The 14370-nt window shown below is 71.2% G+C and carries 15 protein-coding genes; 6 read left to right on the top strand and 9 right to left on the bottom strand.

Annotation, left to right across the window (positions count from 1 at the left end):
- Positions 1-284 precede the first annotated feature (284 nt).
- From ACYVK3_RS01975 to ACYVK3_RS01960, 4 genes are all read right to left on the bottom strand, one after another.
- Positions 285-833, bottom strand: coding sequence for a hypothetical protein (locus tag ACYVK3_RS01975; RefSeq protein ID WP_460495558.1), 549 nt, complete (start codon positions 831-833; stop codon positions 285-287).
- Positions 834-928: 95 nt separating this feature from the next.
- Positions 929-3025: an iron ABC transporter permease gene (locus ACYVK3_RS01970; RefSeq protein ID WP_460495557.1), complete on the bottom strand. Its 2097-nt coding sequence runs from the start codon at positions 3023-3025 to the stop codon at positions 929-931.
- The gene (locus ACYVK3_RS01965; protein WP_460495556.1) at positions 3022-4014 is read right to left on the bottom strand and encodes an ABC transporter substrate-binding protein; all 993 of its coding nucleotides are present in this window, start codon (positions 4012-4014) and stop codon (positions 3022-3024) included. Before ACYVK3_RS01965 ends, ACYVK3_RS01970 begins: the two co-directional genes overlap by 4 nt.
- 12 nt (positions 4015-4026) lie before the next feature.
- Positions 4027-4851: an ABC transporter ATP-binding protein gene (locus ACYVK3_RS01960; protein WP_460495555.1), complete on the bottom strand. Its 825-nt coding sequence runs from the start codon at positions 4849-4851 to the stop codon at positions 4027-4029.
- Positions 4852-5005: 154 nt separating this feature from the next.
- Between ACYVK3_RS01960 and ACYVK3_RS01955 the strand changes: the two genes are divergently transcribed.
- Positions 5006-5263, top strand: a complete 258-nt coding sequence (locus ACYVK3_RS01955; RefSeq protein ID WP_460495554.1) for a helix-turn-helix domain-containing protein — start codon at positions 5006-5008, stop codon at positions 5261-5263.
- A 48-nt stretch (positions 5264-5311) separates the two neighbouring features.
- Here the strand turns inward: ACYVK3_RS01955 and ACYVK3_RS01950 are convergent, their stop codons facing one another.
- Both ACYVK3_RS01950 and ACYVK3_RS01945 read right to left on the bottom strand, forming a co-directional pair.
- On the bottom strand, positions 5312-5584 hold the full coding sequence (locus tag ACYVK3_RS01950; protein WP_460495553.1) for a Smr/MutS family protein: 273 nt from the start codon (positions 5582-5584) through the stop codon (positions 5312-5314).
- A 15-nt stretch (positions 5585-5599) separates the two neighbouring features.
- Positions 5600-6520: a cation diffusion facilitator family transporter gene (locus tag ACYVK3_RS01945; protein ID WP_460495552.1), complete on the bottom strand. Its 921-nt coding sequence runs from the start codon at positions 6518-6520 to the stop codon at positions 5600-5602.
- Between the two features lie 387 nt (positions 6521-6907).
- On the opposite strand from ACYVK3_RS01945, the gene ACYVK3_RS01940 reads away from it, so the two are divergent.
- The gene (locus tag ACYVK3_RS01940; protein ID WP_460495551.1) at positions 6908-8098 is read left to right on the top strand and encodes an MFS transporter; all 1191 of its coding nucleotides are present in this window, start codon (positions 6908-6910) and stop codon (positions 8096-8098) included.
- Here the strand turns inward: ACYVK3_RS01940 and ACYVK3_RS01935 are convergent.
- A complete protein-coding gene (locus ACYVK3_RS01935) occupies positions 8095-9057 on the bottom strand; it encodes a DMT family transporter (RefSeq protein ID WP_460495550.1) in 963 nt (320 codons plus the stop codon). The genes ACYVK3_RS01940 and ACYVK3_RS01935 overlap by 4 nt on opposite strands.
- 234 nt (positions 9058-9291) lie before the next feature.
- Between ACYVK3_RS01935 and ACYVK3_RS01930 the strand changes: the two genes are divergently transcribed.
- The 3 genes from ACYVK3_RS01930 to ACYVK3_RS01920 are packed head-to-tail and all read left to right on the top strand — an operon-like array spanning position 9292 to position 11528.
- Positions 9292-9909: a LysE family translocator gene (locus ACYVK3_RS01930; RefSeq protein WP_460495549.1), complete on the top strand. Its 618-nt coding sequence runs from the start codon at positions 9292-9294 to the stop codon at positions 9907-9909.
- A gap of 47 nt (positions 9910-9956) precedes the next feature.
- The gene (locus ACYVK3_RS01925) at positions 9957-10769 is read left to right on the top strand and encodes a class I SAM-dependent methyltransferase (RefSeq protein ID WP_460495548.1); all 813 of its coding nucleotides are present in this window, start codon (positions 9957-9959) and stop codon (positions 10767-10769) included.
- 42 nt (positions 10770-10811) lie between these two features.
- On the top strand, positions 10812-11528 hold the full coding sequence (locus tag ACYVK3_RS01920; protein WP_460495547.1) for a spermidine synthase: 717 nt from the start codon (positions 10812-10814) through the stop codon (positions 11526-11528).
- Between the two features lie 47 nt (positions 11529-11575).
- On the opposite strand, the gene ACYVK3_RS01915 is transcribed toward ACYVK3_RS01920, so the two are convergent.
- Both ACYVK3_RS01915 and ACYVK3_RS01910 read right to left on the bottom strand, forming a co-directional pair.
- Positions 11576-12313: a VOC family protein gene (locus ACYVK3_RS01915; protein WP_460495546.1), complete on the bottom strand. Its 738-nt coding sequence runs from the start codon at positions 12311-12313 to the stop codon at positions 11576-11578.
- A gap of 33 nt (positions 12314-12346) precedes the next feature.
- Positions 12347-12961, bottom strand: coding sequence for a TetR/AcrR family transcriptional regulator (locus ACYVK3_RS01910; RefSeq protein ID WP_460495545.1), 615 nt, complete (start codon positions 12959-12961; stop codon positions 12347-12349).
- A gap of 89 nt (positions 12962-13050) precedes the next feature.
- Here ACYVK3_RS01910 and ACYVK3_RS01905 point away from each other — a divergent pair, with 89 nt between their 5' ends.
- Positions 13051-14256 carry an FAD-dependent oxidoreductase gene (locus tag ACYVK3_RS01905; protein WP_460495544.1) on the top strand — a complete coding sequence of 402 codons (1206 nt, stop codon included), beginning with the start codon at positions 13051-13053 and terminating at the stop codon, positions 14254-14256.
- Positions 14257-14370 lie beyond the last annotated feature (114 nt).

The raw sequence follows: 14370 nt of genomic DNA, 5'->3' as shown, positions 1-14370 counted from the left end.
AGTTCTTGGACTTGTGCTTAGGCTTGCCGGGTGTGGTGCGCATCCGACTCGGAAACTATTCCTTGTGGAACGAGTCGCCGAGTTGATGTCGCTCCGCTGCTGGAACGATCAGGTTCGGGTGACGAGCCAGGCGGATCTTCCATCGCGTCAAGTGCAGGTCGCGGTCGAACCGCCGCCGCCAGCGATAGCGTTCGTCGGCGCTGGAGGTCGGCGGTTCACATCCGCCTCCCGCTGCCAATCGAAAGAAGCCCCGGCCAAAAGGCCGGGGCTTCTTTCGTGTCGGCTCAGTAAATCCACTCGGAGCAGGCGTCGTTGAGCACCGCGATCGCCTCTTCCTCCTCCGCGGATTCCGGCTCGGTGTCGTAGAACGCCTCCATGGCGTCGACGCACGCCTGCATGGCCTCGACATCGCCCGCTTCCGCTTCCAGCGTCTCCACCTGGCCTTCGAGTTCGGTGATCCGCTCCTCGGCGGCGGCCAGATCGGCCTCCACCTCGTCGGCGGCGTCGGCCCGGTCGTCGGCGAGCGCCTGTGCGTCCTCGGCGTCGCCCTTCGCCTGGAGCCACAGCAACAGGAACAACCCCGAGCCCACGAAGAACACCGTGACCGCGATGATCAGGGCCGGCATGGCGGCTGACTTGCGCGGCGGAGGGCCGGGCAGCGGTGGCACCCCCATCGGTTGCGTCGGCGGCGGCGGAGGCTGCGTCGGGAACTGCTGGGACGGCGGAGCCTGCTGCGGCGAGTACGGGGGCACGCTCGACTGCTGGGGCGGCTGCTGGCTCTGGTGATCTCCGGAATCGCCGAAGCTGTAATGGGGCGGTTGGGAATAGGCCATCGATCGGCTCCAAATGACAAGGAGGGGCAAGTCCGGGTCCATGATAAAACGCGAGTGCACATTCGCCGCTTCCGTCTCCTTGCGGCGCGTGGTGGTCAGGCGACCGGGCGTGCCCTTCCGCGCCACAGCAGCCAGATGAAGTACGGCGTCCCGATGAGCGCGCACATGAGCCCGGCTGGGATCTGCGCCGGTGCGATCACCGTGCGCCCCACCGTGTCGGCGATGCTCACCAGCAGCGTCCCGAGCAGGATCGCGACCGGCACCGCTCTGGTGTGCCGCGATCCGACCAGGCCGCGCGCCAGGTGCGGCGCGACCAGGCCGACGAAGCCGATGACGCCGACGACGGCGACGGCCGCCGCCGTCAGCACCGCCGCCGCGGCGAGCAGCAGCAGACGGGTGCGTTCGAGCCTGACGCCGAGCACCCGCGGGGTGTCGTCGTCGAGGGCCAGCAGGTCGATCTCCCGGCGGTGCGCCGCGATGAGCGGCAGGAACAGCGCGAGCGCCGCGACGAGCGGCCACAGCCGGTCCGCGGTGCGACCGTAGGTGGTGCCCGACAGCCACGTGAGCGCCTTCGGGGTGTTCCACGGGTCGGAGGACAGGATGATGAGCGTGATCACGGCCATGCCGAGCGACCACGTGGCGATGCCGATGAGCACGAGCCTGCCGGTGTCGAGCCCGCCGCGCCAGGCGAGCGCGTAGACGATCCCGAAGGCGACGAGGCCGCCGACGGCCGCGATGCCGGTGACCGCCCAGGGGCCGGCCGCGGGCACGAGCGTGATGAGCGCGACGGCGCCGACGCCGGCCCCGGCGGTGACGCCGAGGATGCCGGGCTCGGCCAGCGGGTTGCGGCACACGCCTTGCGTGACGGCGCCGGCCGCGGCGAGCGCGGCACCGCCGAGGACGGCGGCGAGCACGCGCGGATAACGCTGCTCGATGATCCAGGTGTACGTCGAGCCGGTCGTGCCGGTGATCCAGTTCCAGATGTCGCCGCCGAGGAGCATGGTGTCCCCGGCGAGCATCCCGGTGAAGATCGCCGCCGCGACGGCGGTGGCGAGGCCGGCGACGATGAGACCGAAGGCGAGCCGGCCGCGGTTCGCGGCCCCGTGGAGGACGGCGGGCCGGTCGTCGCCGCCGCTGACGGCCCGGCGGGCCAGCCAGATCATGACGGTCGCGCCGAGGACGGTGGTGGTGACGCCGACGGGGATGACGAGGCTGCGTTCGGCACCGAGGAGCGCCCGCACGCCGAGGTCGGCGCCGACGATGACGATGGCGCCGCACAGGGCGCTGAACGGCACCAGGACGCGGTGGGGGAGCAGGTCAGGCACGCGCTGGGCGATGAGCCGGGCGGCGACGGGCGCGGCGAGGCCGACGAAGCCGATCGGGCCGGCGACGGCGACGGCGCAGGCGGCCAGGAGCAGGGAGCAGACGATCGCGGTGAGGCGCGTGCGGCGCACGTGCACGCCGAGACCGGCGGCGGTGTCGTCGCCGAGGCGCAGCAGGTCCAGGCGGGACCCGATCGCGATCGCGGCGGCGATGGCGAGCAGCACCAGCGGCGCGGCCTGGAGGATCGGCGCGAAGTCGGTCAGATTGAGGCTGCCGGCGCCCCAGGCGAACAGGCCCATCGTCTCCTGCTCGAACAGCAGCAGCATGAGGGTGACGAGCGAGTTGGCGGCCATCGCGGTGGCGGATCCGGCGAGGATGAGCCGGGTGGTGGATGCCGCGCCGCCGGAGGCGAGCGCGAGGACGAGGCCGGCGGTGGCGACGGCGCCGGCGAAGGCGACGCCGATGTCGGACAGGAGCGGCATGCTGATGCCGAACGCGGCGAAGGCGGTGACGGCGAGGTAGGCTCCGGCGTTGACCGCGAGCGTGTCGGGGCTGGCGAGGGGGTTGCGCGCGACCGACTGGAGGAGGCTCCCGGAGGCGCCCAGGGCGATGCCGACGAGGACCGCGGCGGCCAGGCGCGGCAGCCTGGCTCCGGACAGGACGTTCCACACGCCCGGATCGGCGGTGCCGACGACGAGGTCGAGCAGGTCGCCGGTGTCGACTCCGGAGGTGCCCTGGGTGAGGTGGAGAACCGCCAGCGCGACCAGTGCCCCGGTGGTGACGGTGAACGTCGTCGCCGTGGGAAGGAGGCGGGTGGTGCTCGCGGCCGGGGCTCCCGGTCGCGCCGGCGGGGTCAGGGTGCGGCTCAACTGGTGTAGACCTCGGCGTAGAAGTCGAGGAGGATCTCGCTGGAGGCGGGGCCGCCGAAGGTCCAGGCGCCCTCGGGCAGCTGGTACATCGAGCCGTCCTCGACGAACTTGAGGTCGTCCCAGATGGGGTTGCCCACGAGGGTCTCGGTGAAGATGTCGTCGCCCAGGGAGTTGTTGTAGACGAACCTGAGCTCGGTGTCGGTGAACTCGGCCATGCCTTCGACGTCGGTGCTGCCCAGGCCCCAGGCGCCGTCGGTCTCGCCGGTCCAGGCGTTGGTCAGGCCGACGGCCTCGGCGAGCGCACCGGGGAGGGAGGGGGTACCGAAGGGCCGGATGGAGACGGTGGAGCCGTCGTCCCAGCCGTCGGCGAACAGGTAGGGGATGTCGCCGGTGCCGGCGGCTTCGATGGCGGCGGCGACGTCGGCGACCTTGGCGTCGAAGTCGGCGAGGATCGCCTCGGCCTCGTCGTTCTTGCCGAGCAGCTCGGCGATCATGTTGACGTCGCTCTTCATGCGGGCGATGTTGTCGGTCTCGTTCGAGCCCTCGGTGACGAGCACGGTCGTGAACTCTTCGAGCTGCGGGATGATCGCCTCGGAGTCGATCTCGGCGATGACCAGGTCGGGCTGGAGCCCGGCGATGGCGTCGACGGAGGGCTCGTGGCGCAGGCCGACGTCGGTGACGGAGTCGTCGAGGGGCACGGCGGCGCCGGCCCAGGTGTCGTAGCCGTCGATGTCGGCGACGCCGACGGGCATGACGCCGAGGTCGGCGGTGATCTCGACTTCGGCCCATTCGAGGACGACGACGCGTTCGGCGGGGGCGTCGAGTTCGACGGTCTCGCCCCTGAAGTCGACGGTCGAGACGGGGCCGGTTTCGGCGGAGGCCTCGTCGGAGGCGCCGGAGGCCTCGGTGGTGCCGCAGGCGGTGGTGGTGAGGAGGGCGGCGGCCAGTGTTGCGGGCACGGCGGCGCGCACGGTTCGGGAGAGTCGCATCGGGTTCCTTCGTTATTCGGCGGCGCTGCCCGCGAACCGTCGGCTGTGTTTGCCGATGGGTCGGGTGGTGAGCAGGCCGGTTGCGGGATCGGTGTCGACTTCGATGTCGATGCCGTAGGCGGGGGTGAGGTTCTCGGCGGTGAGGACTTCGGCGGGGGTGCCGGAGGCCTTGACGCGGCCGTCCTGGAGCAGGACGGCGCGGTCGGCGACGGCGGCGGCCTGGTCGAGGTCGTGGAGGACGACGCCGACGGCGGTGCCGTGCTCGTCGGCGAGGTCGCGGATGAGGTCGAGGATCTCGACCTGGTAGCGCAGGTCGAGATAGGTGGTGGGCTCGTCGAGCAGGAGCACGCCGGTGTCCTGGGCGAGGCAGGAGGCGAGCCAGACGCGCTGGCGTTCGCCGCCGGAGAGGGCCTCGACGCCGCGGTGGGCCATGTGGGCGACGCCGCAGATGTCCATGGCGCGCTTGACTGCCGCGGGGCCGTTCTCGTCGCCGGATCGCCAGCGGCCGCGGTAGGGGTGGCGGCCGTAGCCGACGACGTCGACGACGCGGATGCCGCCGGGGATCGGCCTGGACTGGGCGAGCAGGGAGACGCGCCGGGCGAATTCCTTGGGGTGGAGGTGGGCGGCGGTGGTGCCGTCGGGGAAGGCGACCTCGCCGGCCTGGGGGTGGTGGAGTCGGGCGAGGGCGCGCAGCAGGGTGGACTTGCCGCTGCCGTTGGGGCCGAGGAGGGCGGTGACCTGGCCGCCGCGCAGCTCGATGTCGGCTCCGTGCACGACGGTCTCGCCGTAGTAGGCGAGTTCTAGGGCGCGTCCGCTGAGCCCGGCATCTTCAGACATGAAGGTAAGGCTAGCCTATCTTTCGGGGCGGGTCGACCGGGGCGGGGGCGGGGATGACACGCGAGCGGGTGAATACGAGCGCTCGCTATGGACATCCCGTGACGGTTCGGGTCGACTGGTCCCTGACGGCGGTTCGCCGAAGGAAAGGAACAGCATGGCACCGAATGTGAAGGTGGAGCCTTCGAGTGTCGGCATCGACGAGGTCTGGACCGTCGAGCGCGTCAAGGCGCTCGGGGTGATGACGAACGTGGAGACGGCCGCGCAGGTCTTGGGTATCGGCAGGACGGTGGCTTACCGCTTGGCGAAGGAGGGGCGCTTCCCGGTGGAGGTCTTGAGGATCGGCCACAGTTACCGGGTGCCGGTGCTGCGGCTGCTCGAGTTGCTCGGGGCGGACGCCGACGAGCGCGTCTGAGCGAGGCCGCGTTCGGTGCCGCCGCGGGGAGCGGCACCGAACGGCGCGTCACTTCTTCTTGCGGGAGCCGTGTCTGAAGTAGACGAACAGGCGCCCGAAGTTCTTGGAGTCCTTGTCGACACGGTGGTACAGCGCCTTGATCTCCTTCTGGTCGAGGAAGCGCAGCACCTTCTTCTTGAGCTGGCCCGAGCCCTTGCCGGGGATGATCTCGACGGTGTCGATCTTCTTGGCGATCGCCTCGTCGATGACCTCCCGCAGCGCGCGGTCGATCTCGGAGCCTCGGTTGTAGATGTCGTGCAGGTCCAATACCAGCTTCGCCATGGCGGTTCCCCCTGTTTACGCGACCGGCGCCCGGCGCAGGTCCGGCTCCAGGTAGATGGCGGCGGCGATCGGCACGGCCGCGCGGACGCGCTCCTCCGCGGCGTTGATCTCGGCGGCGATCTCCTCGCCGGTCTCTGAGTCCTCGATGCCGATCTTGGCGGCCACGAGCAGCTCGTCGGGGCCGACGTGGAGGGTCTTGAGGTGGATGATGTCGGTGATGTGGCCGCCGTCGAGGATCGCCGCCTCGATCGCGCCGATGTTCGCCCGCGTCGCGGACTCGCCGATGAGCAGGCTCTTGGTCTCGATGGCGAGCACGACCGCGATGACTACGAGCAGGACGCCGATGACCATGGTGCCGAGGGCGTCGAAGATCGGCTCGCCGGTGATGACGGCGAGGCCGACGCCGAGCAGGGCCGCGATGAGCCCGACGAGCGCGCCGATGTCCTCCAGCAGGATCACCGGCAGCTCGGGGGACTTGGCGCCCCGCACGAACCTCACCCACGACTGCTCGCCGCGGACGGCGTTCGACTCCCTGATGGCCGTGCGCAGCGAGAACCACTCCAGGACGATCGCCACCACGAGCACGCCGATCGCGACCATCGGCGAGGTGAGTTCGTGCGGGTCGGAGAGCTTGTGGTAGCCCTCGTACAGGGCGTAGAGCCCGCCGATGCTGAACAGCACGATCGAGACGATGAACGCGTAGATGTAGCGCTCGCGCCCGTACCCGAACGGGTGCGCCGGGCTCGCCTCCCTGCGGGCCCGCCTGCCGCCGACCAGCAGCAGCACCTGATTGGACGCGTCTGCCACCGAGTGGACGCCCTCGGCCAGCATCGACGCGGAGCCGGTGATCCCCGCCGCGATGAACTTGCTGATCGCGATGCCGGTGTTCGCGCCCAGGGCCGCGAGGATCGCCTTGGTACCGCCTTCTGTCGACATGTGCTCGCTCTTTCCTTCCGTCGGGGGTGTGCGCCGAGCGCAGACCGAGTCTGCCACGGCGGTGCAAGCTGCGGGGACCGACTCGGCGGCGTCCCACTTCCTCGCCGGCGGTGAGACGTTCGCGACATGTCCCGCGCCTCGGCGCGGTGCTAACCTTGGGCCGGTGGCCACGCCCCGGGCGCCTCGGCGTCCGGACCGGGTGACGGCACTGCGCACCGCCGAGGGGTAAGCGACCCTTGCCCCGGCCGAACGCCTCGATCGAGGCACCTGCGGCCCCTGCGCAGACCCCATCCGCGTCGCCGCCGCACGGACCGAGTGGTGGACCGGTTCCGGCATATGAAGACCCAGCCGGGTCGTGCCGAGAACCGAGCGCTGAAAGGCCGTGCCGTGACCACCCTCGAACGGGAGCACTCCGCCCCGTCCCCCGCCGCGACGCGGCCGACACGCCGACAATGGCTGTCGGTGGCCGCGGTCGCCTTCGGCGTCTTCGTCGTCATCTCCTCCGAATTGCTGCCCGTCGGCCTGCTCACCTCGGTCGGCGCGGACCTGGACGTCAGCCCCGGCACCGCCGGGCTCATGGTCACCGTCCCCGGGCTCGTGGCCGCCGCCACCGCGCCGCTCAGCGTCGTCCTCGCCGGCCGCCTCGACCGCCGCCTCGTGCTGCTCGGCCTGGCCGTGCTCGTCGCCGTCGCCGACTTCGTCGCCGCGATCGCCGGCGGCTTCGCCCTCATGCTCGCCGCCCGGGTCCTCGTCGGCGTCACCATCGGCGCGTTCTGGGCCATCGCCGGCGGCATCGCCGTCCGGCTTGTGCCCGCCGCGGCCGTGCCGCGCGCCACCGCCGCGATCTACGGCGGCATCGGCGCCGCCACCGTCCTCGGCGTCCCGGCCGGGACCTTCCTCGGCGACCGGCTCGGCTGGCGGGCCGCGCTGGCCGCCTTCGGCGTCCTCGCCCTCGTCTCGATGGCCGCGATCGCGCTCCTGGTGCCGAGCCTGCCGTCGAACGCGCGGATCCGCTTCGCGGCCCTGCCGCGCATGCTGCGCGCCAACGCCCGCGTCCGGCGCGGCATGGCGCTGACGTTCCTCATCGTCTCGGGCCACTTCGTCGCCTACACCTACATCAGCCCGATCCTGACCGAGCACGGCGTCGCCGAGAACCGCGTCAGCGGCCTGCTCATGGTCTACGGCTTCGCCGCGCTCGCCGCGACCTTCGCCTCCGGGGCCCTGATCGGCAGGCACCTGCGCGCGACCCTGATCACGCTCGCCGCCGCGATGTCGCTGGCAATGGCGCTGCTGGCCCTCACCGTCGGCGGCGCGCTCTCGGCCGCGGCCGTCCTGGTGCTGTGGGGCATCGGCTACGGGATGGTCTCCCCGGCCGTGCAGACCTGGTACATGAAGGCCGCCCCCGGCGAGACCGAGGTCGCCACCAGCCTGAACACCATGATGTTCAACCTGTCGATCGCGCTCGGCTCCTTCGCCGGGGGACTGGCCGTCGACGCGGTCGCCCCGAGCAGTGTCCTGTGGATCGGAGCCGTGCTCCTGATCCCGGTCGTGCTGCTCGTCGGACCGCGCTCCCGTTAGATCGGGGCGGGTCGGCGCGACTCGGCCGCCGCGAGGCCGCCGATCGAGGCGAGCAGGACCAGCGTCCCGGTCAGGGTCGCCGCCGTCATCGGCTCACCGAGCAGGAACACCGCGAGCAGCGCGGCCGTGACCGGCTCGATCAGCATCATCACCGACGCCGTCGCCGCCCGCACCCGCGCGGCCCCCGCGAAATAGCACGGGTAGGCCAGCGCGGTCGTGAACGCCGCGAGGTAGGCCATGAGCGCCGCGACCCGCCACACGTCCCCGCCGTGGGGGACGAGGCCCTCGAACCATGCCAGCGGCAGCAGGACGGCCGCGCCGATCCCGAAGGACCACATGGTGAGCGTGAAAGGGTCCTCGCCGTCGCCAGTTCGGCCGGTGAGCCGCCCCAACAGCGTGACGCCCGCGTATCCGACGGCCGACAGCAGTCCGAGCGCGACCCCGAACGGATCGACGACGCCCTCGGCGTTGCCGCCGACGAGGACGACGAGCCCGGCCCCGGCCCCGGCGACGGCGGCAATGCCGCCGCGACCGATGCGCTCGCCGAGGAAGACCCTCCCGCCGACCGCGGTGACGATCGGGCAGGACCCGAGTGTGACGACGGTGGCCACGGCGACCCCGGTGATCTCGACCGACGCGAAATACGCGGTCTGGAAGAGCGCCATCGAGACGCCGACGCCGATCAACAGGGCGAGGCGCCCGCGCAGCGGGCGAGCGGCCCGGCGCGGTGCGCGGCCGGTGCGCGGCAATCCCGTGACGGCGAGCAGGAGGACGAGCCCGCCGAGGTGGCGCCAGAACGACACGGCCACAGGGCCCAGCTCGCTCGAGCGGTAGACGAGGTCGGCCGCGGTGCCGGTGGTGCCCCACGTCAGGGCGGTGATGGTCAGGAAGACGAGGCCGCGTCGAGCGGCACTCGGGTCCACGCGCGGACGCGCGGCGGCTTCGGTGGAATGGGACACGATGCGTTCTCCAGCAGAGAGATTCGGAACGAATGATCTCGTCTGCGGGCATGACCGCCGTGCGCGTCGGGCCGCGGCCCGACGCGTCGGAGATGGCTGAGGCCCGCCTTAGGCGGCGGGCGGGGATACCGAACGCATGAGAGGGATCATACGGCTCTCACGGTGTGGAACGCCAGTGTGACGGCGCCGGGCCGCGGTGGAAGAATGGGGCTCGCGTGCTGAGAGGAGCCGTCGATGACCGCGATCATGGTGTTCGCCACAGCGATCCTGGTGGCCGTGATCGTGCCAGGGCCGGACTTCGCGATGGTCACCCGCAACGCCATGCTCAGTGGCCGCGCGAGCGGGGTGTGGACGGCGCTGGGCGTCGCGCTCGGCGTCGGCGTCTGGGTCGTGGCGACCGCCGCGGGCTTGGCGGCGCTGCTGGCGGCATCGGTGTTCGCGTTCACCGTCGTCAAGATCGCCGGCGCGCTTTATCTCGCCTATCTGGGCGTCAAGTCGATCGCCGCGGCGTTCAGGGACCGCTCGCGGCCGGTGGGCAAGATCGAGCTGGACCAGCGGATGAGCCGCTGGGAGGCGTTCCGCTCGGGGCTGCTGTGCAATCTGCTCAATCCCAAGGCCCTCGTGTTCTTCACGGCGCTGCTGCCGCAGTTCATCGGCGGCGGCGCGCACTGGTCCCACGTGGGGGAGCTGGCGGCGGTCGGGACGGCGTTGACCGCCGTGTGGTTCGTCGTACTCGCCAACCTCGTGGGGCTGCTGCGCCGATTCCTGACGCGCCCTGTGGTCCGGGCGTGGATCAACGGGGTCACCGGCGCCGTTCTGGTCGCCCTCGGCGTGCGCGTGGCCGCTACCTAGGGGAAAACCGATGGCGCTCGCTCCGCCGGTGAGGGACGATCGTCCCCATGAGCCGGTGGGAGATCGAGCGGGAGATCGAGGCGTACTACGACCGTGGCGGCGAGCGCGAGCGTTTGCGTGCGAACGCGCGCGGCCGGCTCGAGTTCACGCGCATGCAGCAGTTGCTGCGGCGCCTGCTTCCCGGACCGAACCTCGACGTCCTCGACGTCGGCGGTGCCACCGGCGTCCACTCGGAGTGGCTGGCCGCCGACGGCCACAAGGTGACCCTGGTCGACCCCGTCGCCAGCCAGGTCGCCGTGGCCGCCCGGCTGCCCGGTGTCGCGGCGAAGGTCGGCGACGCCCGTGAGCTGCCCTGCGAGAGCGACTCCTTCGACGCGGTCTTGCTCATGGGCCCGCTGTACCACCTGACCGACCGGGAGCATCGCGTCACGGCCCTGCGCGAGGCGCGCCGCGTGGCGCGCCGCGGCGGCCTGGTGGCAGCGGTGACGATCAACCGCACCGCGGGCTGGTGCGACTGGCTGCTGTGGAACGCCGACGGCACGGCCCGCAGCCTCCCGGCCGAGGAGAGCCTGCGCGTCCTCGAAGAAGGCGACCTGCGCTATTTCGACGACGGCATCTTCACCACGGCCTACCTGCACCATCCCGGGGAGGTCGCGGGCGAGTTCGCCGACGCGGGCCTGGGCGTTCCGGACCAGTACGCGGTGCAGGGCTTCCCGGGCTACATTCCGCAGCTCGAGGCGATCATCGACCACGCCGAGATCCGTGAACGCCTCCTCGAGGGCCTTCGCGTCATCGAAGCCGAGCCGTCACTGCTCGGCGCGAGCAACCACCTGTTGACGGCAGCGACCGTTCCGGAGTGAGTCCGCCGACGCCGGGCGCCGCGCGGATGGTTCGATGGGGCGATGATGACGCGAATCGAGGAGCTCGGCTGGCGGGAGACTCCCATGGGCGAGATCAGCCTGCGCCGCAGGTACGACCCGGCCGTGGAGACCGAGGTGTACGAGGTGAAGCTCGGCGAGGAGTTCCTCATGTCGAGTCTGTTCACCGTCGCCGAGATGGAGCTGGCGCACATCGGCCTCGCGCGGACCCCGGGCGAGCGCCTCGACGTGGTCGTGGGCGGCCTCGGGTTGGGCTACACCGCCCTGGCGGCCCTTGAGGACCCGCGCGTCGAGACGCTCACCGTCATCGAGTACTCCGACGCGGTCATCGACTGGCATCGGAGGGACCTGCTCCCCGACACCGAGGGCCTGGCCGACGACGACCGCGTGGAGCTGGTCGAGGCCGACTTCTTCGCGACCGCGATGAGCGCCAAAGGCTTCGACCCGGCCGACCCCGGGCGCGCCTACGACGCGGTCCTGCTCGACATCGACCACTCGCCCCGGCGCGTCCTGCACTCCCCGCACGCCGCCTTCTACACTCCCGATGGCCTGCGGGCCATGTCCGCGCACCTCCGTCCCGGCGGCACCTTCGCCATCTGGTCGGACGACCCGCCCGAGGACGAGTTCACCGCCACGCTCGATCAGGTCTTCACCGACGTGACCGCGAAGCGGGTCTGGTTCGACAATCCCTTCACCAACGGCAGGGCCTCGAACACCGTCTATGCCGCCACCAAGGCCTGACGCGCGGAACGACTCGGAGGTGCGGTTCCCCCTCGCCGCGCGGGGCGTCAGCGCGGCTTTCGGTCCGTGATGCAGTACACGAGGCCGGTCGGGTCGCGCATGACCTGCCAGTGCTCGAAGCGATCCAGCCGCACGGCGCCGCTTTCGACGTGGCGCACGGTCTCGGCGTCCATGTCGGAGCAGGCCAGATCGATGTGGGCTCGTGTCGACGCGTCCGGATCGCCCTCGTCCACGCTCTGGACGAGGATCTCCAGCGGCGCGCCCTCGGGCCGTTGGAGGCGCCTGAACTCCGAGCGCTTCGTCGGCAGGAGGGGCCGGCCGGTGAGGGTCGACCAGAAGTCGTGTTCGCGGTCGAAGCGGGCCGCCGGCACGTCGACGCAGATCTGGTCCGCGATGCTCCGCTGCCCGCCGGGCCATTCGACGGGCCCGGGGACTTGGGATTGGCCGTGGTGGTCGAGCATGCAGAACGGCAAGCCGCCGGGGGAGAGGAGCACCACGATGTCGTCCTTTTCGGACTTGACCGTCGCGCCGAGCGCCGACGCCCGCTCGGCCTCGGCGCGTATGTCGTCGACGTAGAGGTCGAGGTGGTTGCCGACCGCGCCCGACTGGAGACGCTGCACTCCGAGGCACGGGTCGCCGCTGGTCGGGATCATCATCGCGAACTCGCCTTCAGGGCCGCCGAAGGGGGAGAGGGTCGCGTCGGTGATCCTGAGCCAGAACTCGACACCGGACTCGAAGGCCTCGGGCGGAAAATCAAAGAACGCCGCTGTCCATCGAATCGCCATACCTTTGGAGTCTAAGGGTTCTGGCCGTGCGAATCAGCCGCTCGGGGACAGCAGACGCTTGACCGCCGCGAATGCCGCCTCGGCGAGGCGTTCGAGTTCGTCCCCGCTCAATAGGTCCATATTGGCGACCGACCATTCGTCCATCGTCCACAGCATCGCTCTGACCATACTGCGCTGCAACGAGACGGGGAGGTCGCCGCCGACCGCCCCCGCCGAGCGGCCGACTTCGAGCGCCTCGTCGATCCAGGCGTCGATGAGGGCCCTGGTCTTCGCGAGCGAGGGCGGGGCGTCGGGGAGGTAGAACAGTTTCGGCAGCGTCGCGAAGCCCGGCCGTTCTCTCGCCGCGCCGGCGAGCCGGGCGGTGAGCTCCTCGACGCGGGCCCAGAAGTCGCCCTCGGCGAGGTCGCCGGGGGCGGGCAGACCGAGCGCCTCGACCAGTGCCGCTCCGATGTCGGCGACCACGGCGGTGAACAGGTCCTCCTTCGAGTCGAAGTAGTGGTAGAACGAGCTCTTGCTCATGCCCCTGGCGCGGATGATGCGGTTCAGTGAGGCGCGCTCATAGCCGGCCTCGGCGAACTCCGCCGCGGCCGTCTCCAGCAGCGCCCGCCGCCGCTCGGGCGGCAGCACGCCCGTCCCACGTGTCGCCATGCGGCCAAGGATAACAATGCCTTGGACCGGCCGGTCCACTACCGTGGTAGATTCGAGTGGACCGAGTGGTCCAAGGAATGGGAGAAGCCGTGCTGCGCCAGGTTCCGCTACAAGAGCAGGTCGAGGCCTCGCGAGCCGACCGCCTGCGAGTGCTCATCGTCGGCGCGGGCATCGCCGGACTGACGCTCGCCCAGCTGCTGCGCCGCCAAGGGCTCAACCCCGTCCTCATCGAACGGGCCGGTCCCGACGCGCCCAGCGGCTACATGCTCGCGCTCATGCCGCTCGTCGATCCCGTCCTCGCCGCGCTCGAGGTCACCGACGAGTACGTCGCCCGCAGCGTGTCCATGGACCGCTACCGGATCCGCGACCGGCGCGGCTCGGTCATGCGCGAGTACACGATGGGCGAGTTGCTCAAGACCTACGGCGACTACCGCGGCATCAGCCGCGGCGAACTCATGGCGGTCCTCGCCTCGCCCGGCGGGACCGTCAGCCACCGGCTCACCGTCACCGGCATCGAGGAGCGCGACGAGGCGGTCATCGCCTCGATCGGCGACGAGGACGAGGCCGAAACGGTCGAGTTCGACGCCGTCATCGCCACCGACGGCCTGCACTCCGGCACCCGCGACCTCGTGCTCGCCCCCGAGCAGGTCAAGGCCTACGACACCGGCTGGGGCGGATGGGTCGTCTGGACCGGCCCCGACGAGGACACCGACCTCGGCGAGGAGCTCTGGGGCGTCGGCTCCCTCGTCGGCACCTATCCCGTCAAGGACCGGATCGGCACCATCATCTGCGGTTCGCGGGACGACTCGGGCACCGGCCTCGACGCGTTCGTCGCGTGGCTGCGCACCGAGATCCCCGAAGCGGGCGAGCGCATGTCGCGCGTCCTCGCCGAGGCCGTCGACGGGCGCGAGTCCTACTACTGGCCGCTCACCGACTGCCGCTGCGCCACATGGTCCTCGGGTCGCGTCGGTCTGCTCGGGGACGCCGCCGCCGGCTTCCTGCCCACCGCCGGCATCGGCGCCGGCATGGCCATGGAGTCCGCGTGGGTCCTGGCCGTCCGACTCGCCCGCTGCGAACCGGGCGGAGTCGCCGACGCCCTCGCCGGCTACGAGCGGGCCCAGCGCCCCCGCGTCGAGGCCGCACAGGACAACTCCCGCCAGCTCGCGCCGCTGATGTTCAACAACGTCGGCTTCGCGGCGGTGCTGCGCGACAACGCCGCCAAATACCTCCCGCTCGGCGTCGTGCTCGGCCCGATCCGCAAGCTCCTCGAAAGCCGGCCGCCCGGCCTTCGCTGAGGGCCGTCCGCGTGCCCCGCGGCAGGTCCCTCACTCCATGCTCGACGAACGCCGCTGCCACGCCGGGAACCGATCTGGAGGAGGCGTTCACGCCAAGGTGGACGTACGCTTGAG

The sequence above is a fragment of the Glycomyces tarimensis genome, assembly GCF_054776215.1.
This window is presented reverse-complemented; position numbering and strand designations above follow the sequence as displayed.